22 protein-coding genes are annotated in these 20,229 nt (G+C 34.3%); 10 read left to right on the forward strand and 12 right to left on the reverse strand.

Going from position 1 to position 20,229, the window contains the following annotated elements; translation table 11 throughout:
• Both EG242_RS02495 and recG read right to left on the reverse strand, forming a co-directional pair.
• On the reverse strand, positions 1 to 582 hold the full coding sequence (locus EG242_RS02495; protein ID WP_124898340.1) for a non-canonical purine NTP diphosphatase: 582 nt from the start codon (positions 580 to 582) through the stop codon (positions 1 to 3).
• Between the two features lie 3 nt (positions 583 to 585).
• Positions 586 to 2,694, reverse strand: coding sequence for an ATP-dependent DNA helicase RecG (gene recG, locus EG242_RS02500; RefSeq protein ID WP_124898341.1), 2,109 nt, complete (start codon positions 2,692 to 2,694; stop codon positions 586 to 588).
• Positions 2,695 to 2,810: 116 nt separating this feature from the next.
• On the opposite strand from recG, the gene EG242_RS02505 reads away from it, so the two are divergent.
• The gene (locus EG242_RS02505; RefSeq protein WP_124898342.1) at positions 2,811 to 3,824 is read left to right on the forward strand and encodes a peptide-N-glycosidase F-related protein; all 1,014 of its coding nucleotides are present in this window, start codon (positions 2,811 to 2,813) and stop codon (positions 3,822 to 3,824) included.
• Between the two features lie 35 nt (positions 3,825 to 3,859).
• On the opposite strand, the gene bcp is transcribed toward EG242_RS02505, so the two are convergent.
• Positions 3,860 to 4,312, reverse strand: a complete 453-nt coding sequence (bcp, locus tag EG242_RS02510; protein WP_124898343.1) for a thioredoxin-dependent thiol peroxidase — start codon at positions 4,310 to 4,312, stop codon at positions 3,860 to 3,862.
• Between the two features lie 39 nt (positions 4,313 to 4,351).
• On the opposite strand from bcp, the gene EG242_RS02515 reads away from it, so the two are divergent.
• A complete protein-coding gene (locus tag EG242_RS02515) occupies positions 4,352 to 5,011 on the forward strand; it encodes an endonuclease III domain-containing protein (protein ID WP_124898344.1) in 660 nt (219 codons plus the stop codon).
• Positions 5,012 to 5,230: 219 nt separating this feature from the next.
• Here EG242_RS02515 and EG242_RS02520 read toward each other — a convergent pair whose 3' ends face one another.
• Positions 5,231 to 5,815, reverse strand: coding sequence for an RNA polymerase sigma factor (locus tag EG242_RS02520; protein WP_124898345.1), 585 nt, complete (start codon positions 5,813 to 5,815; stop codon positions 5,231 to 5,233).
• Positions 5,816 to 6,018: 203 nt separating this feature from the next.
• On the opposite strand from EG242_RS02520, the gene uvrA reads away from it, so the two are divergent.
• Positions 6,019 to 8,823, forward strand: coding sequence for an excinuclease ABC subunit UvrA (gene uvrA, locus EG242_RS02525; RefSeq protein WP_124898346.1), 2,805 nt, complete (start codon positions 6,019 to 6,021; stop codon positions 8,821 to 8,823).
• 54 nt (positions 8,824 to 8,877) lie between these two features.
• On the opposite strand, the gene EG242_RS02530 is transcribed toward uvrA, so the two are convergent.
• The 4 genes from EG242_RS02530 to EG242_RS02545 all read right to left on the reverse strand — a co-directional run bounded on the left by EG242_RS02530 (position 8,878) and on the right by EG242_RS02545 (position 12,751).
• Positions 8,878 to 9,888, reverse strand: a complete 1,011-nt coding sequence (locus EG242_RS02530) for a T9SS type A sorting domain-containing protein (RefSeq protein ID WP_124898347.1) — start codon at positions 9,886 to 9,888, stop codon at positions 8,878 to 8,880.
• 12 nt (positions 9,889 to 9,900) lie between these two features.
• A complete protein-coding gene (locus EG242_RS02535; RefSeq protein WP_124898348.1) occupies positions 9,901 to 10,914 on the reverse strand; it encodes a hypothetical protein in 1,014 nt (337 codons plus the stop codon).
• Between the two features lie 154 nt (positions 10,915 to 11,068).
• Positions 11,069 to 11,257, reverse strand: a complete 189-nt coding sequence (locus EG242_RS02540) for a hypothetical protein (RefSeq protein WP_124898349.1) — start codon at positions 11,255 to 11,257, stop codon at positions 11,069 to 11,071.
• 540 nt (positions 11,258 to 11,797) lie between these two features.
• Entirely contained in the window at positions 11,798 to 12,751 is a 954-nt protein-coding gene (locus EG242_RS02545) for a YihY/virulence factor BrkB family protein (protein WP_124898350.1), read from the reverse strand.
• Positions 12,752 to 13,196: 445 nt separating this feature from the next.
• Here EG242_RS02545 and EG242_RS14910 point away from each other — a divergent pair, with 445 nt between their 5' ends.
• Complete coding sequence (locus EG242_RS14910) at positions 13,197 to 13,355, forward strand: hypothetical protein (protein WP_203227673.1); 159 nt, start codon at positions 13,197 to 13,199, stop codon at positions 13,353 to 13,355.
• Between the two features lie 85 nt (positions 13,356 to 13,440).
• Positions 13,441 to 13,998, forward strand: coding sequence for an HD domain-containing protein (locus EG242_RS02550; protein ID WP_124898351.1), 558 nt, complete (start codon positions 13,441 to 13,443; stop codon positions 13,996 to 13,998).
• Positions 13,999 to 14,078: 80 nt separating this feature from the next.
• Here EG242_RS02550 and EG242_RS02555 read toward each other — a convergent pair whose 3' ends face one another.
• Genes EG242_RS02555 through EG242_RS02570 form a run of 4 tightly spaced genes read right to left on the reverse strand, consistent with a single transcriptional unit; the run spans position 14,079 to position 15,955 of the window.
• Positions 14,079 to 14,642 (reverse strand): YciE/YciF ferroxidase family protein, encoded by a 564-nt coding sequence (locus tag EG242_RS02555; protein ID WP_124898352.1) that lies wholly within the window; start codon positions 14,640 to 14,642, stop codon positions 14,079 to 14,081.
• A 58-nt stretch (positions 14,643 to 14,700) separates the two neighbouring features.
• Positions 14,701 to 15,099, reverse strand: coding sequence for a thiol-disulfide oxidoreductase DCC family protein (locus EG242_RS02560; protein ID WP_124898353.1), 399 nt, complete (start codon positions 15,097 to 15,099; stop codon positions 14,701 to 14,703).
• Positions 15,096 to 15,743 (reverse strand): hypothetical protein, encoded by a 648-nt coding sequence (locus EG242_RS02565; protein ID WP_124898354.1) that lies wholly within the window; start codon positions 15,741 to 15,743, stop codon positions 15,096 to 15,098. Before EG242_RS02565 ends, EG242_RS02560 begins: the two co-directional genes overlap by 4 nt.
• A 20-nt stretch (positions 15,744 to 15,763) precedes the next feature.
• Entirely contained in the window at positions 15,764 to 15,955 is a 192-nt protein-coding gene (locus tag EG242_RS02570) for a hypothetical protein (protein WP_124898355.1), read from the reverse strand.
• Between the two features lie 568 nt (positions 15,956 to 16,523).
• Between EG242_RS02570 and EG242_RS02575 the strand changes: the two genes are divergently transcribed.
• From EG242_RS02575 to EG242_RS02590, 5 genes are read left to right on the forward strand one after another with little or no spacing between them, the layout of a single operon-like run.
• Positions 16,524 to 18,692, forward strand: a complete 2,169-nt coding sequence (locus tag EG242_RS02575) for a catalase (RefSeq protein WP_124898356.1) — start codon at positions 16,524 to 16,526, stop codon at positions 18,690 to 18,692.
• Between the two features lie 11 nt (positions 18,693 to 18,703).
• Positions 18,704 to 19,276, forward strand: coding sequence for a YciE/YciF ferroxidase family protein (locus EG242_RS02580; protein WP_124898357.1), 573 nt, complete (start codon positions 18,704 to 18,706; stop codon positions 19,274 to 19,276).
• Positions 19,277 to 19,287: 11 nt separating this feature from the next.
• Positions 19,288 to 19,497: a hypothetical protein gene (locus EG242_RS02585; protein WP_124898358.1), complete on the forward strand. Its 210-nt coding sequence runs from the start codon at positions 19,288 to 19,290 to the stop codon at positions 19,495 to 19,497.
• A 17-nt stretch (positions 19,498 to 19,514) separates the two neighbouring features.
• Positions 19,515 to 19,640 carry a hypothetical protein gene (locus tag EG242_RS15115; protein WP_262673184.1) on the forward strand — a complete coding sequence of 42 codons (126 nt, stop codon included), beginning with the start codon at positions 19,515 to 19,517 and terminating at the stop codon, positions 19,638 to 19,640.
• 52 nt (positions 19,641 to 19,692) lie between these two features.
• Positions 19,693 to 20,211, forward strand: a complete 519-nt coding sequence (locus EG242_RS02590) for a DUF421 domain-containing protein (protein WP_124898359.1) — start codon at positions 19,693 to 19,695, stop codon at positions 20,209 to 20,211.
• Positions 20,212 to 20,229 lie beyond the last annotated feature (18 nt).

Below are 20,229 nucleotides of genomic sequence, written 5' to 3' on the forward strand. Positions count from 1 at the left end.
TTATTTTGTAAAAATTGATAAAAATGCTACTAATTTTTCAACTGCTCTACCGCGGTGGCTTAATTTATTTTTTTCATCAATTGACATTTCGGCAAAAGTTCTACCTAAACTCTCAGGTTCAAAAATAGGATCGTAACCAAAACCGTTGGTTCCTGTTTTTTTACTTCTAATATCGCCATCTACAATTCCGGTAAACAAATGTTGCTCATTATTAATATTTAAAGCAATCACGGTTTTAAACTGTGCTTTTCGGTTTGTAGAATTATTTAACTTTTCTAAAACCAAATTCATATTTTTATCGGCATTTTTATCTTCGCCAGCATATCTAGCTGAATAAACGCCTGGTTCACCGTTTAACGCATCAATTTCTAGTCCTGTATCATCAGCAAAACAAGGTAAACCGTATTTCTCTGTGATATAATTGGCTTTAATTATGGCATTTTCTTCAATAGTTGTTCCCGTTTCTTCTATGTCTTCGGTACAGCCAATTTCGTCTAAAGTTACAATTTGAATTGATTTTGGTACTTGGTTCTGAATTTCCTGTACCTTGTTTTTATTGTTTGATGCAAATATGATTTTCATACGTTAACTTATATAATTCCAAATATTATTTTTCTTTGCCAGTATTTCAAACACAAATTTTAGTGCCTGATGTTCTGGTTTTTCAAGATTAATGTCTTCTTTTAATAGTTCGATTGCTTTTGTTCGTGCCAATTTTAGTATGTCTTGATCTTTAACTAAATCGGCAATTTGTAAATTCAATACACCGCTTTGCTGTGTTCCCATTATATCTCCTGGTCCACGGAGTTTTAAATCAATTTCTGATATTTCGAAACCATCGTTTGTTCGGCACATGGCATCCATTCTAACTTTGGTATCGGCACTTAACTTATTTCCGGTCATTAAAACGCAGAAACTTTGTTCGGCTCCTCTTCCTACCCTACCTCGTAACTGATGCAGCTGACTCAACCCAAAACGTTCGGCACTTTCTATAATCATTACCGATGCATTTGGCACGTTCACACCAACTTCAATCACTGTTGTTGCAATCATAATATGGGTTTCGCCTTTTACAAATCGATCCATTTCTGCATCTTTATCTTTAGAATGCATTTGCCCGTGAACAATACTGATTCTGTATTTTGGAAAAGGAAAATCGCGTGAAAGCGCTTCGTATCCTTCCATTAAATTCTTATAATCTAACTTTTCGCTTTCCTGAATCAACGGATAAACAATATAAACTTGTCTGCCTTTTGCAATTTCTTCTTTAATAAAATGCCAAACCTGCAAACGTTTATTTTCAAAAAAATGGAGTGTTTTAATAGGTTTTCGTCCTGGTGGCAATTCATCTATTACCGAAACATCTAAATCGCCATACAAACTCATAGCCAAAGTACGCGGAATTGGCGTTGCTGTCATTACCAAAACGTGCGGAGGCAACGAATTTTTTTTCCACATTTTTGATCGTTGTTCTACACCAAAACGATGCTGTTCATCGATAATCGACAAGCCTAAATTTTTAAATTGAACTTTATCTTCTAACAACGCATGCGTTCCTATTAATATATGAATGGTTCCGTTTTCTAATTCTTCATGAATTTGGTTGCGCTCTTTTGTTTTGACAGATCCGGTAAGTAACGACACCTTAACATTAATCTTATCAGCCAATTCTTTAATGCCTGCAAAATGCTGATTCGCTAGAATTTCGGTTGGAGCCATTAAACACGCCTGAAAACCGTTATCTAAAGCCAGCAACATACTCATAAAACCCACAATGGTTTTACCCGCACCAACATCGCCTTGTAACAATCGATTCATTTGGGCTTCGTGTGCCATATCAATTCTAATCTCTTTCAACACTCGTTTCTGTGCATTGGTCAACGGAAACGGTAAATAATCGTGATAAAACGAATTAAAATAATCGCCCACAACATTAAAAGCAAATCCTTTAATTTTGTGTTTACGAACCAGATTTTTAGAGAGTAATTGCAGTTGAATAAAAAATAATTCTTCGAACTTTAAACGAAATTGCGCTCTATTTAACAATTCGGCACTTTTAGGAAAATGAATATTAAAAAATGATTCATTTTTAGGAAGCAATCGTAACTCGTTGATTAAATTTTCAGGAAAAACTTCTTTAAACAAATGATGTGTTTCTATAAAAACCTGTTGCATCATTTTAGTAATGCTTCGATTGGAAATATTTTTCTGATTTAATTTTTCGTTCGATGGATACACCGGTTGCAGCGCAGACTGCAGACTTTTTTTATGCTCTTCAACCGTTTCCATTTCTGGGTGCGGCATAGAAAATAATCCGTTAAAATGATTGATTTTTCCAAAAATCACATACGGAATATTTAACTGTAAATTTTCCTTAATCCATTTATGTCCTTGAAACCAAATCAATTCCATTTCGGCAGTTCCATCGGTAAAAACAGCAACCAAGCGACTGCCTCGTTTTTGTTCAACCGTTTTCAACCGAATAATTTTACCAACAAGCTGAACTTCTGCATTAATTCCCGAATTTAATTCGTTGATTTTATAATACTTGGTTCGATCTAAATATTTGTACGGATAAAAATTGATTAAATCTTTATAGGTAAATATTTGCAATTCTTTTTTTAGTACAGCAGCCCTTTGCGGTCCAACGCCTTTAAGGTATTCAATAGGTGTGTCTAAAATAGTTTGTTGCATTTTTAGTTTTTTGGTAAAGTTAAAAGGAATTATTTACTTTTTAAAATTTGTTCTTAAACACATTTAAAGACTTAAGTTTTACATATATTTACAAATAATTAACAACAATTTTAAAGATGAAAAAGCTATTAACCTTAATTTTACTTTCTTCTTTTACATTAATTTCATGTAAAGATGATGAAAAACCGGACGAAGAACCTTCAAAAATCACTATAAAAACTTTTGATAACGCAAAAGTTGCTTTTGGTGAAGGTTTATCGCAAAGTGCTGAAGGAACTTTTAATTTTCCTGCAAATTTAGATGATGTCAAAACCATAAAAATGTATATTAAAGACATTTGTCTAAACAAAGATTGTGATGAATGGGACAGATATGCCAATTTATATGCTAAAGACAAAACTACTGGTGAATGGTATGAATTAGGACGTTTTATTAATCCATATTGGGTTGGAAATGAAAAACTTGAAAGAGGTTATGAAATTGATGTGACCGATTTTAAATCGCTTTTAAGTGGTTCTACCGAACTAAAAATTTACACAGAAACTTGGAATGCTAAAGGAAGAAAATATAGTGTAGAATTTGATTTTGAAAAAGGCACACCTGATTATAAATATTCTGCTGTTGTACCCGTAATTCAATACAATAAGTCTTCAATTGATGGTGTTCCTTACGGTAAAGAATTTGATACCAATAAATTTGACCTAACAAGACAAATTAACATACCAAACGATGCAGAAATCGCTTATTTTAGAACTATTATTTCTGGTTGGGGTCATGCTTTACCTGGAACTTGTGCTGAATGGTGTGTAAAAACACATAACATAAAACTTAATAACACAAACACTTTTCAACATAAATTAGAAGGTATAGGTTGTGCTAAAAACCCTGTTGATAACCAAGAACCGGGCAATTGGAAACCTGATCGTGCAGGTTGGTGTCCTGGAATGGTTGTACCTGTACGTTTTAATAATATTCAAAAAAGTATGTTTGGTACGGCTTTTACCTTTGAATATGAATTTGAAAATTGGACAGACAACGGAAGTAATAAAGAGGGCGCATATTACGCAATATCTACCTTTGTAGTTGTTAAAAGTAATTCGCCAATTAATAAACCAACAATAACTAATTAATAATAAAAAAGAGTTCCAAAAATTTGGAACTCTTTTTATTTTAATATCTGCTGTGTGTGCTCTTTGGTTTTCACTTTTTCTATAATATCTTCAATAAATCCGTCTTCGTTAATAATAAAAGTTGTACGGTGAATACCATCAAACTCACGTCCCATAAATTTTTTTGGTCCCCAAACGCCATAAGTATTAATCAATATTTTATCTTCATCTGCAATTAAAGGATATTGCAGATTATTTTTTACTGCAAAATTCAACTGTCGTTTTTGTGAATCAGCACTAACGCCAATTACCTGATAATTTTGTGCTACAAAACGTTCCATGTTGTTTTGTAAATCGCAAGCTTCTGCAGTACATCCGGGAGTTGATGCTTTTGGGTAAAAAAACAAAACAACTTTTTTCCCTTTAAAATCTTTTAATTGAACGGTTGATCCGTTTTGATCTATTCCTGAAAAATTAGGAGCCTTATCGCCTATTTTTAGTGTGGTCATAATTTACTATTTTTGTAAAGTTACAAATCATTTAGCATAATGACCAAAAAAGAAAAAGTTCAGTTTGTAATTGATACTTTAGAACAGCTTTATCCGGAAGTTCCTATTCCGTTAGATCATAAAGATCCGTATACACTATTAATTGCCGTGTTACTTTCTGCGCAGTGTACCGATGTTCGCGTGAACCAAATTACGCCGAAACTATTTGCAATAGCAGATAATCCGTATGATATGGTTAAACTAACTATTGAAGATATCGCAGATATTATTCGTCCATGTGGTTTGTCGCCAATGAAATCGAAAGGAATTTACGGTTTAAGCAAAATTTTGATCGATCAATATAACGGTGAAGTTCCTGCAGATATAAATGCTTTGGAATTGTTACCAGCTGTTGGTCATAAAACGGCTTCGGTTGTAATGTCGCAAGCTTTTAACGTTCCTGCTTTTCCTGTTGATACACACATTCACCGCTTAATGTATCGTTGGAATTTAAGTTCGGGTAAAAATGTAGTACAAACCGAAAATGATGCTAAAAGAATTTTTCCAATTGATTTATGGAACAAGTTACATTTACAAATGATTTGGTACGGACGTGAATATTCGCCTGCTCGTGGATGGAAACTGGAAAAAGACATTATTACCCAAAAAATAGGGAAAAAATCATTGATTAATGAACTTTTGAAAATCAATAAACAATAAAAAAGGAACTTTTTACAAGTTCCTTTTTAGTTTTGAAAAGTTATGAAATTTATTGATCCTTTCTTTAAAACAACTGTACTTTTTGAATAGTTAAGAATAAAGTTTACAGTACTTTGTTTTGGCAAAAGGTTTGTTTGTGGTTTACTGTTGTTTTTGTAATTTTTTATCATAGAATAGGTTTCATTTTATGATATAACGCAACAGTAAATAAAATTATTGTTAGTCGTTTAAAATAATTTGATTTTTATCGATCATTTTACGCAAATTAACAATCGCATAGCGCATTCTGCCTAAAGCGGTGTTTATGCTTATCTGGTTTAATTCCGCAATTTCTTTAAAAGTTAAATCGTCGTACAGGCGTAAACGAATAATTTCCTGCTGATCTGTAGGTAATTTTTGAATCAACGTATGTAAATCATCTTCAATCTGTCCGGCGATCAAACTGTTTTCAATATTCATTTCAGAATCAATCATTTTGCTGAAAACCGAATATTCTTCCTGATCGCGTTGAAATTTCACTTTAGATTGTTTTCTAAAATGATCAATAATTAAATTATGAGAAATACGCATCACCCAAGGCAAAAATTTACCTTCTTCATTGTAATTCTGTTTTTTTATGGTGTTAATTACTTTAATAAAAGTTTCCTGAAAAATATCGTCCGATAAATCTCTGTCTTTTACTTTAGAGAAGATAAAACTGTATATACGTGATTTGTGACGCTCAATTAATTGCGCCAAAGCCCATTCATTTCCAGATGCATATTGGCTTACCAACACTGCGTCTGACAAAATTTCATTTGCCATCTTAACTTATGTTTTTAGGTTTTTACTATAAGTATAGATACGTAATAGGCTTTTGTTTTAAAGTTTATTTAAACAAATATATAAAAATAATCGTTTCTTAAAAAAAACTTAAAAAAAATATTCACTTTTTTTTAAATTAATTGTCGCTTAGCTATAAAACTTCTTCGTTTAAAAATTTGTAATTTTGTAGTTATTTTACAAAAATGAAAAAAATAGATTTTTCTAAAATCGATCCAAAACAGAATATCATTATTAAGGGAGCGCATCTTCATAATTTAAAAAATTTAGATGTGGTTATTCCCCGAAATAAAATGGTAGTTATAACAGGTTTGTCGGGTTCTGGCAAATCAAGTTTGGCTTTTGACACTTTGTATGCCGAAGGACAGCGCCGTTATGTTGAAAGTTTATCATCGTACGCACGTCAGTTTTTAGGTAGAATCAACAAACCAAAAGTCGAATATATTAAAGGTATTGCGCCTGCTGTTGCTATTGAACAAAAAGTTAACACAACCAATGCACGCTCAACCGTTGGTACATCTACAGAAATTTACGATTACTTAAAATTATTGTATGCCCGTATCGGCAAAACTTTTTCGCCGATTTCAGGCAACGAAGTTAAAAAACATACAGTAACCGATGTTATTGATACCGTAAAAAGCTTCGACGAAGAATCTAAATGGTTATTGCTTGCTCCTGTTTACGAAATTAAGGAACGATCTATCATTGATCAGTTAAAAATTGCGTTACAACAAGGTTTTTCACGACTTTTTTATAAGAATGAAACCAAAAGAATTGATGAATTTGTTGAAGAATTTGCATCGAAAAAAATAAAAGCAGAAGATATTCAGCTGATTATTGATCGTTTGGTTGTTCGTCATGAAGAAGATTTCTACAATAGATTGTCCGATGCTGTTGATACGGCGTTTTTCGAAGGAAAAGGCGTTTTGCATTTGTATGAATTAGGTACGGGAAATCAGTTAGAATTCAATAATAAATTTGAATTAGACGGAATTACTTTTTTAGAACCTAACATTCACTTATTTAGTTTTAATAATCCATACGGAGCTTGTCCAAAATGCGATGGTTTTGGAACAACTATTGGTATCGACGAAGATTTGGTTATTCCAAACACTGCTTTGTCAGTATACGAAAACGCTGTTTATCCGTGGCGTGGCGAAAGTATGTCGTGGTACCGCGATCAGTTGGTTAATAATTCACATAAGTTCGATTTTCCTATTCACAAACCTTTTTACGAATTAACATACGAGCAAAAACAGTTGGTTTGGGAAGGAAACAGTTATTTCACCGGGCTTAATTACTTTTTTAAAGATCTTGAAGCGAATAATTACAAAATACAAAACCGTGTGTTATTGTCACGCTATCGAGGTAAAACCAAATGTAATGTTTGTAACGGTAAGCGTTTGCGACCAGAAGCAAATTATGTAAAAGTTGCCAATAGAACCATTTCAGATTTAGTTGATTTACCAATTAACGAACTGCGCGATTTCTTTAAAACCATTCAGTTGAACGAATTTGAAAGTAAAGTTGCCAAAAGATTGCTGTTAGAAATTAACAACCGTTTGCAGTTTTTAAGCGATGTTGGTTTGGATTATTTAACTATAAACCGCAGGTCTTCTACCCTTTCGGGCGGCGAATCGCAACGTATAAATTTGGCAACATCATTAGGCAGTAGTTTGGTTGGATCTATGTATATTTTAGATGAACCTAGTATTGGTCTGCATTCGCGCGATTCTGAAAAATTGATCGAAGTTTTAAAAGACCTTCGCGATTTAGGAAATACCGTGATTATTGTAGAACACGATGAAGATGTAATGAAAGCTGCCGATCAGATTATAGATATTGGTCCGGAAGCAGGAGTTTTAGGCGGAAAGTTAATGGCACAGGGAACTTTTAAAGAGATTTTAAAAGCCGATACATTAACTGCAAAATACTTAAACGGCGATTTACATATTGAAGTTCCTAAAAAACGCAGACCTGTAAAAAATTATATCGAAGTTAAAGGTGCCCGCGAAAACAACCTTCAAAACATAGATGTTGTTTTTCCGTTAGATTGTTTAACTATGGTTAGCGGTGTTTCGGGCAGTGGAAAATCAACCTTGGTTAAAAAAATTCTGTATCCTGCATTAGAAAAACATTTGACAGGAGCCAGCGAAAAACCTGGACAATTTAATGAAATTACCGGATCATTTTCGCACATCAAACATATTGAATATGTAGATCAAAACCCAATTGGAAAAAGTTCGAGATCTAACCCGATATCTTATATAAAAGCGTACGACGATATTCGTGATTTATTTGCGAAACAACAGCTTTCTAAAATGCGAAATTATCAGCCAAAGCATTTTTCTTTTAATGTGGAAGGTGGTCGTTGCGAAGTTTGTAAAGGCGATGGCGTGGTTACCATTGAAATGCAGTTTATGGCAGATGTGCATTTAGAATGCGAAACCTGCAAAGGAAAACGCTTTAAAAAGGAAATTTTAGAAGTGAATTTTGAAGGCAAGAATATTTTTGATGTTTTGAATTTGACGGTTGATGAATCAATGGAGTTTTTTACAAAACACAAACAGGATAAAATTGTACAGAAAATTCAGCCTTTGCAAGATGTAGGTTTAGGATACGTTGCTTTGGGACAATCATCATCTACCCTTTCGGGTGGTGAAGCACAACGTGTAAAACTGGCAACATTTTTAGGTAAAGGAGCTGTAAAGGAACGGGCTTTATTTATTTTTGACGAACCTACAACCGGTTTGCATTTTCACGATATTCAGAAATTATTGCAATCGTTTCAGGCATTAATTGAAAAAGGACATTCCATCATTGTTATTGAACATAATTTAGACATGATTAAATGTGCTGATTATGTTATTGACATTGGTCCCGATGGCGGTAAAAACGGTGGGAACGTTGTTGCAACCGGCACCCCAGAAGAAATTGTTAAAAACAAAAAATCAATTACAGGTTTGTATTTAAAAGAAAAATTAAAGTAAAAACAAAAAGCGTTTCAAAATTTGAAACGCTTTTTTATTGTGATATAATTTATTTTATTTTTTAACCAACTTTTTAACTGCAATACCCTCTGTTGTTTGTAGGTATAGCATATACGTACCACTAGCCAGATTTTCTACATTTAACTGTATTTCTGTTTGGTTATTAAAACTTTGGGTGCTTAATTGTTTACCTGCAATATCATAAACTGTAACCTGTTGCACCAACATATTTTCAGCGTTGGTTATGTTAACCACATTAGTAGCCGGGTTGGGGTACATATTAAATTTTGCAGCCAACTGCTCGTTGGCACTTAATATATAAGGCGGCAAGGTTTTTAAACCCGAAACTTTAATATTATCTATTTTAACTGTAGAAGTTGTATTTAAATTTCCTGCGCCAAAATATAAATTTCCAGGTATATAATTATGATTAAAGGGTGCTGTTGCTTGTAGGTTTAATATGGGTATGTAAAAATACACATTATTGGCATTGAAATCTACAAACATTTCTGCCTTTATCCACATATTGTACGGAAAAGTTGAGGCGGTGTAACTTTTTAAAGTAATTGATTTACTGCTAGTGTTTTCTAAATAGCCACCCAATATACGATTTAAATTTGACATTGACTGAAAGGCAATATTAGTTAAAGTTGAACTACCCGCTTTGTAAGAAATTTTTACATTTCCTCCAAAATTAAAAGTCCCCCCCCCATAAAACTCATATTCAAATTTAAAGATGTTGTTACCCGGGGTACGGTTGTTCCACAAAGTATTTAAAAAGCCCTCTTCTTGCGTGAAACCACAACCATCAGATGTGGTTGAATTTGTAGTGATTGTTAACACATTGCCTTTACCCGCCTCTGCAGTAATCATTCCCGTTGCTAAACTACTAAGATTACGTGATACCAACCACCCCCCATGTCCTGGGGTGGTGTTATCATAGTTGGTATTTAAATGCCCTATGGGGTAGCTGTTAAAATCTTCGGTAAAAAAAGTTTGTGCTTGTGTTGTAAAACTCATAAAAAACACATACAAGATAGTGAAATGTTTGGCTATTTTTTTCATTGTTTTTGTATATTAATTTAATTCTAGTTTTAGGGTTGAAATGGTACCACCCATACTAATACCGCCAACACCAGGACCATAAGGATAATAACCACTTCTAAAAGTTTCTATACTTACTCTGTATTCTTCTCCAGTTCCAGGATGCGTAAATACTGTTTCAGACGGGTACGTATCGGTTTCTAAAACAAGTTCATGAGAAGGATTATTTGTATCATTACAACGAATATTTTCATATAATCTTGCAGTACCAGACGCTATACCTGGCAAGTTTGATGCTGGTACATTGGTATCTTGCCAATATGTTGCTCTGTTTGTATCGCAATAGGGTGTAACGTAACCACTGTGAATTACTGCAAATGTTGCAGGGTCTCTGGCTTCCCAATAATAAAAGAACACTTTACCGTATTTAGACAAAAAATCTTGTTCCAAAGTAGTAGATGTTTGATAAGGTACAGGTGGTGAGGAAATATCAAAAAATATACCGTTAGGATTATGATATACAGGTGCTAAAGGACCAATAACGTGGCAATGATCTAAAGAAAACACCCTAAGTGCAGTATTACCCCAAAGTGGTGTAGCCAATCCTGATATCGTTATGGGGTTTGCTGGAACAAAATTACCGATTTCATTGTCGGTAGGTAAAAACATATTGGGATATTGACTAGCCATATTGATAAAATCTCCTTCAGGTAAAGATGAACTCATATCAAAAAATGTATCGTCGTTCACATCATTATCAGAATAAGCCAGCCCAATATAAGGTGTAACTACAAATTCTAGACGTGTTGCCGGCGTACCTGAATATTCGGTTGTATTTTCGTAATGGTAATACATTTCTACATGTCTAAAGATGTCCCAATGAGATCCGTAACCATCTGGATTTGCAGCATCTCCAGTGTAACTATTAGTTGTCATACCACCATTGTTTCCATTAGCTGTTTGGGAACTGTTGTTTGGGTTATCTACGTCGTAAAAAACGCTGTCTGTTGTACATGCTGTAAGAGTTAGCGCAATTACCCCCCCCACAAAATTTTGGTAAATTTTTTCATAATTCGTTGTTTTTAAACTTGTTAATATTGTAAATATAATAAAAAAATTAACAAAATGTTAAATAAAACAAAAAAAAAGCTAAAATAAATTTTAGCTTTTTTTAATACCATTTTTTTTTATTCTTTAAAAATTATATCTCTTCCATTAACTTTTTCAAGGCGTCGTGTTCGTCTTGTGGCAAATACGGAATCAATTTTTTAAAGTGGTCTTTAAATTCTTTCTTTTCACATAAACGAACAATGGCATCGCGTCCAAATTTTTGAAAACGACTGTTATGGTGTACCAAAGCGTTTGCCAAATGCGGTACCGATAATCTCATATAGCTTTTGTACTGTTTGATTAATAGAGCATTTCCGAACTTTTTTTAACAATAGCGTAGCGTAAAACCAAATCGGTAACCATTTCTTTTAAGCGGGCGTTTTTCTTTCTTTAGATCTAAAATCTCGTCACTGGTAGCCTAACGGCTTATATCTCCAGACAATCGATTTTTACCGGCTTCTAAAAATTCTTTGTTTCATGCATAAAATTGCCCTTATACAGCAATTTTCTTTCTTAAGTTGTGCGGTAAAGCTATTAATTTAAAGTCTAACTCGGTTTTTTTGGTTTCCTTTTAACAAATATCGTCTAAAATTATTTCTATATTTCGGTTTCCATTGGCTTTTTTGTGCTTTCATGGGTTTTGTGCATTTTTTGACCCATAGAACACACATAATAATCTTCTTCTTGATTTTAATAAAAGTTTTCTTTGCTAAAGGTTTTGTGCTTTAGCTGAAGTTCTCAATACTTTTATTTAGGGATCTATTTCTGTAAAACAAAAAAAAAGAATATTAAAATACTTAAGTAAAAGTCAAGATGCTTTTTATAGTTCTTTCTGCTGGTCAACATCTTTCAATACCGATTCGTTCTCGCTTTCCACCTCTTTTTCTTCTACATAGACCGCATGATCAGACGGCTTGATGTTTTCGCCTTTTGCAGCAGCATATACTTTAGTGAACGAAGTACTTATGTATAAGATTACCGCAGAATAATATACCCAAATTAAGATAATAATAAGCGAACCTGCCGCGCCATAAGGTGATCCTACATCGGCTTTATCGATATAGATCCCGATGACATATCTGCCTAGCATAAAGAGTGCCGCCGTAAACAATGCACCTGCCCTTACATCGCGCCATTTGATTTTAGCATCGGGCAAAACCTTATAAATTATACCAAATAAAAGTGTCAATACTAAGAAATTTACCAACGCAGTAAGTGCGGTTAAAAGAATAACTGAAAAATCGGGCAACCATCCCTTCAACAGGTAATCAAAAGCCGAAACAGCACCATTTACTACCAAAGCTACTATCAATAAAAAACCAAGTCCGATGATGATAGAGCCAGAAAGTAAACGGTCTTTAACCAATTTAAGCCATCCTTTCTCTGGTTTTGCCTTTACGCTCCATATTTTATTTACAGAATCCTGAATATCTCCGAAAACAGTAGTAGCACCAATTATCAAACTTACAGCACCAATTACCAAAGATAAGGTGGTACTACCCGAAAGTTCCATATTTTTAATGATCTGCTGTATCTGCGCAGCCGCCTCATTTCCAACCAATCCGTTTAATTCTCCGAATACACTGCCTTCAATCGCTTCCCTTCCAAAAAAAGCCCCTGCCAATGAAATTACCAACAGCAACAGTGGAGCCATTGAAAACAAAGTATAATATGCCAAGGATGCACTGAGCTTTAATCCCTTATTATCTAAGAAAGTATTCACGGTTTCTTTAAGAATTCCGAATGCTGTTTTAAAAAAAGTCTTTTTCTCCATGTTTTCTTTATTTATTATTTATAAAAAAGCAAATAGTAAACCATACAGTTTTATCCTTTAATTAAGTCCAATTTATTCAACACATAAATGGACATATTATAAATTATCTCCTGCAAATCAAACTTTTGAAAAAATGTTTCTTTTTTTGAAAAGAAGTTTAAGTGAATTAATTTTCACATCTAATATGTGAAATTTTTCACAAAATGTAGAACTTTTAAACGATTGAAAATCAGTAATTATCTTTATGATTTTATAACCAACAATAAATATCAAGGTCCATAACAGTATTGGTAAAAAAATATCCTTTTATACAGTATCACGGCACAACTATTGGATTTATATTATCAGTTTTGAATAACAGAATTTTGCACACTCATTGCTTTGGTCGGTCAATGAGTGTGTGTTTTATCAATCTGAAGATAAGTTTAACCTAAATATTTATGTTATGAAAGATCAACAGAAAAACAACACAGACCCAGTTAAAAAATCGCAAGATAACAGACCGGACAATAAAGATAATTTGGACAGCCGGGTGCACGAAGAACAAAAAGTAAAAGGTGACGATATTACATCGAACGAAAAAGAAACGAAAGACAAAAAATAAAGCGTTTCATTTTCTAACAATTTTTGAAGCGGGTGTAGAACATCCGCTTTTTTGTACTTTAAATATATCAAAAAACAATCATATTATGGATGATACGCTTTATAAAATACTGCAATTTGCAGATATTGCTCATGGTGAACAGAAACGCAAGTACAGCGATGAACGGTATATTGTGCATCCCATACGGGTTATGGAAACCTGTTCAGCATATACTAATAAGATTCAAATACTGGCTGCTGCACTGCTTCATGATGTTCTGGAAGATACGCCTGTTACCGAAGAGGAACTTTTTTCTTTTTTAGAAACAGTAATGGATAACGAGGTTGCCAAGCAAACTCTTGAACTTGTAGTGAAGCTTACAGATGTATATATAAAAGAAGCGTATCCGCATTTAAACAGGAAACAGCGAAAGGAAAAAGAAACCTTACGTATTGCACAAACAAGTGCCGATTCGCAAACAATTAAATATGCAGATATTTTAGACAATTGTAAAGAAATAGCAGCATCCGACCCAAATTTTGCACCACGGTTTCTTAATGAATGTATGATGATTTTAAAAGTAGCAACAAAAGGCGATAAACACTTATATGAAAAAGTTTACAAGGAGGTAGAAACAGAATTACAAAACTTAAGAAAGCGATAGTGCTTCTACAACGTTTATAGGAATAAAATAAAACCATCCTGTAACAAGGATGGTTTTATGAAAATCAAATACCGTAAATATTAATTTTCTTCAACAGCATCAAAATTAATGTCGTTATAAGCTGCTTTGGTAAGCGTTACATCGGCATCTTTTTCTTCGTTCAAGGTTTCTTCCAATAAAGTTGCTACTTTATCTTCACCTAAAGTTTTAGCAAAAGCAACCAATGTTCCGTACGATGCAATTTCGTAATGTTCGATTTTTTGAGAAGCAGAAATTATGGCAGCATCACGTACAGGTCCCGGTTCGGTTTCTTCCAGAATACTGTCACCTTCTTTAATCAACCCTTCCATTGCATCACATTTCTTACCTCGGTCTGATTCGCCTAAAATATCAAATATTTCCTTTAAACGTTCCACTTGTTTTTCGGTAACAGTTACATGTTTTTCAATTGCTTTTTTAAGTTTGATACTACTACTGTTGTTAGCCATTTTAGGAAGTGCTTTTAAAAGTGCTCGTTCGGCATAAATAATGTCTTTCAACTCGTCAACAAACAGTTCTCGTAATCCTTCGGCAGCAGAACTTTTCGGTTTTACCATTGTTCCGTTTTCCGATTTTGCTGCATCTTTCTTTTGTACATTTTTCATAGCTCAATTATTTTAATTAATAATAATGTGTTCGATATATTTAATGAAATTTTGATTTTTAATTGATAAACTTCTTGCGTTGTTCTTTGGTTGGTAACGGGCAGTTACCTGATGCTAGTTTGCGTCGGTTTTTTGCAACAACATCGTATATTTTATCACGAAGAAATTTTGGAACTATCTTAAATACAACTCCCAGTTTATACCAACAGCCTAGTAGACTACAGATTTTTATAACCGCATCAGATTTTTCATCAACCGTACCATCTGGTCGTATTAAATAAAGGGTATTGAATCTTTTTAGCGGTAAGCTTTTATTTGTAAGGAAATTCTGTCCGAAATTACCCTGCAACGATGCGAAGTTGAAAATACCTTTGCGATCATTTTGCATTACCCAGTTTACCCAGAAATTACAAAATCCGCATTCGCCGTCGTACAATAAAACATAGGTTTCTTTCATAATAATTTCTCGTTATAGTTCAACAATCCGTGTGCAAGCGATTTCCACTGCACCTTACTCACAGCCAAAATACCTAAAACAGCAAACACCATATTTCTAATTTTTTTAGCTGTTTTTGTTACCTTAAAATTCGGCAGTTCGTTTCTTCCATGAACAGATAGATGGATCTTTACAGCATCGCGGTAAAGTACCAATGTATTAGATGCCTCTGCAGTAAAAAAATGTTCAATTTCTGATCCCGGTTTTGCAGGATTATGTGCAGGTATCAATTGCATAACAACAGCATCACCAAAAATATCAGGTACCGTAATTATACTTTTTACTAAAACGAAATCATGCCGTGCAGAAATAATTTTCTGCAACCGATAAAATCGTACTTTCATAAAACAACCTTCGGCAGCCAATCCTTCCAAGTTCTTTCCGTTGTTATCCAACAATATAAATTCGGCATTTGTCAACGTTGCATAATGTGCCCAATTGTTAACATCAAGCAAGCGGTGTCTAATACTCTTATAAGCAATATCCGGATTGTTTAGTTCTTTAATTTCCAAACTGCTGTATGTATCACTGTACTTCCCTTTATTCTGTAACGGTATCCATTTTTTTATTTGTGCGGGAATAGCATTAAAATCATCATTTTCCATAAGATTTTGTGTTTGATATCCTAATTAATCCAATTGTCACAATTTAAATCCTGTTCCTGACTCTTATAAGTTGATTCATAACTACCCTTACCCGTGTTAAACAGTTTCCCGTTTAAACCGTCGATCACTTTGCCTGAAAGGTAATCGGGTTCTTTATGTGGGGCATCATTAAAACCGGCGTTATTTACACTGATTGATTTATCTGTATCCATAACTTTTGTATTTAGTGAGACAAATAGCATTTTAGTGGATTTATTAATGTATAAGGATATTTACAGCGTACTCTATTTTGATAAGCAAAATTGAAACCAATTGAATATTACTCATTAGATGCTTTTTTAAATTTTCCGAAGTGATTATTATATGACCATAGTTAAATTTTGGTTATCTACATTTTAACAATTGTGTATATTCAGTTAATTATCAAATGCTTACAACAAAAAATTTAAATAAAATATCATCTTTCGCTATAAAAGTTAAAATTGTAAAAAGCCATGGAGGAAATTCAATCACAAAAGAAATAATCAACATAAATAAGTTAAAACATAGAAATATTAATAATATTAATCAAATTAAAAAAATAATAAAAACAATATTATCATAAAAAATTATAATGAAAATAGTTCACAAAATGTATATTAAAACCACACTTATTTGTGAAAAAAATTCATCTTCTCTTTAATAATTCCTTATAGGTTCTAACTTAAATAGTATTGGAATATTGTTTGAATATTTAAATAGTAACAACCTGACTAATTAACAAAACAAACATAAATTGCAATGAAAGAAAACAACACTAACAAACCAAATCGACAAGAAGACAAGCAAGACGATTTGTCGATAAACAAATCAGACGGAACCAATAAATTTCTAACAACCAATCAGGGAGTAAAAGTCAACGATGACAATAATTCTCTGAAAAGCGGTGAAAGAGGTCCTTCCCTTTTAGAAGATTTTATCCTACGAGAAAAAATCACCCATTTTGATCACGAGCGAATTCCAGAGCGAATTGTACATGCAAGAGGATCGGGAGCTCACGGTTTCTTTGAAGTTACTAACCCAATTCCGCAGTTTACAAAAGCTGCATTTCTACAAAAAGCAGGGCAACGAACTCCAATCTTTACTCGATTTTCTACCGTAGCCGGATCAAGAGGATCTACCGATTTAGCAAGAGATGTTCGCGGTTTCTCGGTAAAATTTTATACAGAAGAAGGTATTTATGATTTTGTAGGCAACAATATGCCCGTATTTTTTATACAGGATGCTGCTAAATTCCCAGATTTAGTTCACGCAGTGAAACCAGAGCCACACAATGAAATTCCACAGGCTGCATCGGCACACGATACCTTTTGGGATTTTATTTCGCTGATGCCCGAATCTATGCACATGATTATGTGGTTGATGAGCGACCGTGCCATTCCGCGCAGTTACCGCATGCAGGAAGGTTTTGGCGTGCACACCTTCAGATTTATAAATGCAGAGAATGAATCGCATTTTGTAAAGATCCATTGGAAACCGAAATTGGGAACGCATGCCGTTGTTTGGGACGAAGCGCAGAAAATATCAGGAAATAATCCCGATTTTCACCGTCAGGATTTGTGGGAAGCTATAGAATCAGGCAATTTTCCTGAATGGGAACTAGGATTACAGATTATTCCGGAGGCAGACGAACATAAATTCGATTTTGACCTATTAGATCCAACCAAAATAGTTCCCGAAGAAGTGGTTCCTATTACTATTGTAGGACGTATGGTTTTGAATAAAAATCCGGATAATTTCTTTGCAGAAACAGAACAAGTAGCTTTTCATCCAGGACATATCGTTCCAGGAATCGATTTCACCAACGATCCACTGCTTCAAGGCAGATTGTTTTCTTATACAGATACGCAACTTTCCAGATTAGGAAGTCCTAATTTTCATGAAATCCCTATCAACCGCAGTATCTCGCCAACGCATAACAACCAGCGCGACGGGCACATGCGACAAGAAATAAACAAAGGTCGGGTAAGCTATCATCCAAATTCGTTAGGTGGCGGTTGCCCTTATCAGGCAATGATTGCAGAAGGCGGATTTACCAGTTTTAACGAACGTGTTGATGCGCATAAAGTTCGTGCAAGAAGCAACAGCTTTAACGATCATTTCAGTCAGGCACGCATGTTTTACGAAAGTCAGACAACTATCGAGCAACAGCACATGGTTAAAGCATTACGTTTTGAACTTGGAAAAGTAGAAACAACTGCAATCCGCGTGCGTATGTTGGGCTTATTATCAAAAATAAATCGTGAATTGGCAGAAAAGGTTGCAGAAGGCTTGGGAGCAAAAGTTCCTGCACAACCCGAACAACCAATGAACCATGGTGTGGGTGCAGACAAAGTTGGTGGTAACGAGCCGACAGAAATTTCAAAAAATATTGTAACGTCCGATGCGTTGAGTATGATTAAAAATCCTACGGTAAAACCAACCATTGCATCACGCAAAATTGCTTTTATATGTAATCATGGGGTAAGTGAGGCCTCGGTTATGAAAATGAAGAAAGCATTGGTAGCAGAAGATGCCGAAGCATGTATTATTGGTCCGAACCTTGGATTTGTATCAACCAAAGAAGGAGGAGAAATTGCAGTGAAATTTAGTTTTTTCACTTCGTCATCGGTACTTTTTGATGCCGTTTTTATTCCCGATGGGGAAAATCAGGCAGGATTAGCATCAGATCCCGATGTCATGGAATTTTTAAATGATGCCTACAGACACTGTAAAATTATCGGAACAGACGGCGACGGTATTGATTTGCTATCTGCACCGCAGTTTATGGCTAAAGGCGATGATTTGAAAGACGGCGGAATTATAACCAACAGTCATACCCATAAAAATTCATTTGAAACAGCCTTTATTGATGCCGTTAAAATGCACCGATTCTGGAAACGCGAAGAAATATTAGGAACGAACAAATAAACCAATAAATTATGAAAAATAACGAAAAACAAAACAGTACAGCAGCCCCTATAAATAACAATAAGGAAGCTGTTGTTGAAGCAGCAGAAAACGCATCAACCAACCTTAAAGAATTATTTATAGATGCTTTGAAAGATATTTACTGGGCAGAACAAGCTTTGGTAAAAGCACTGCCAAAAATGGTTGCCAATGCTTCATCGCCGAAATTGCAGTCAAGTATTTCGGATCATCATGCCATGACCGAAAATCAGGTAGTTCGTTTAGAGCAGATTTTTCAGCTTTTGAATGAAAAAGCCGTAGGTAAAAAATGCGAAGCACTTGCCGGACTTTTAAAAGAAGGCGACAATATGCTAGAAGAAACCGCTTACGGACCGGTGCGTGATGCAGCAATTATAGCAGCTTCACAAAAGATTGAGCATTATGAAATGGCAACTTACGGAACTCTTTTTGCCTTTGCAAAAGTTTTGGGAGAGAATGATGCAGCAAAATTATTGCAGCAAACATTGGCAGAAGAATGTGAAGCCGATAAAATCTTAACAGATGTAGCAACCGGGTGCATTAATATGGATGCTTCACAATTGTAAACCATAAACTTATGAAAATAGCACGATGGATAAAATACCCGGAAAGTCAGCCAGAGGAATCTGGTCTGTACGTTGTAAATTGGAAAATCAACAATGTTTACATGACTGTTTTGTCATTCTTCGACAGAAATACCAAAAGATGGTATGATTCTAACGATCGCGAAAAATTAATCGATGGTATCAATGCGTTTAATCCTTTCAAAGTAACACCACATGTTTAACTTTAAAATAATGACTCATGAAAAAGAATACCCTTTTAGCAATAGCAGCCATTTCAATACTGAGTCCGTTACTTATTGTAGCCGCCATTCATTATTTAAACGGCAGGCAAAGTAACAATACAAGCAGTATGGTTCAGCGATAATAAAAGCACCTTCGGGTGCTTATTTTGTGTAATAATAATGTAAACAAATATTATGAAAGACTTATTTTTTAAAGACTGGGAAAGCCTGTATCATATACTAATTTGCGCAACGGTATCGTACATCACCTTATTTCTGTTCATTCGGATTTCGGGTAAAAGAACCCTTGCCAAATTGAACGCTTTTGATTTTGTAGTCTCGGTAACACTTGGTTCAACTTTATCGTCAATGATTTTATTAAAAGTAACGGTAACTGAAGGGCTCACTGCACTAACGGTTATTATTGCGCTTCAATATCTGTTGGCATTTCTTGCAAAAAAATCAGAAACCATGGAAAAAGCCATCAATTCCACACCTACCCTTTTGTTTTATAATGGTGAATTTTTAAAAGAAGCCATGAAGAAAGAACTGATTATAGAAGAAGAAATCTACTCAGAAATACGGCAATACCGCATAGAACGTATTGAAGATGTCCGTGCGGTGGTAATGGAATTGAATGGAGAAATGACGGTTGTGAAAAAATCTGACTTTTTAAGCAAGCATACCTCTTTAGACGATATCATTAAAGAATGACCTTTACTTAAATTAGGT

Origin of the sequence: Paenimyroides viscosum (assembly GCF_003858535.1) — a bacterium.
Classification (GTDB): Bacteria; Bacteroidota; Bacteroidia; order Flavobacteriales; family Flavobacteriaceae; genus Flavobacterium; species Flavobacterium viscosum.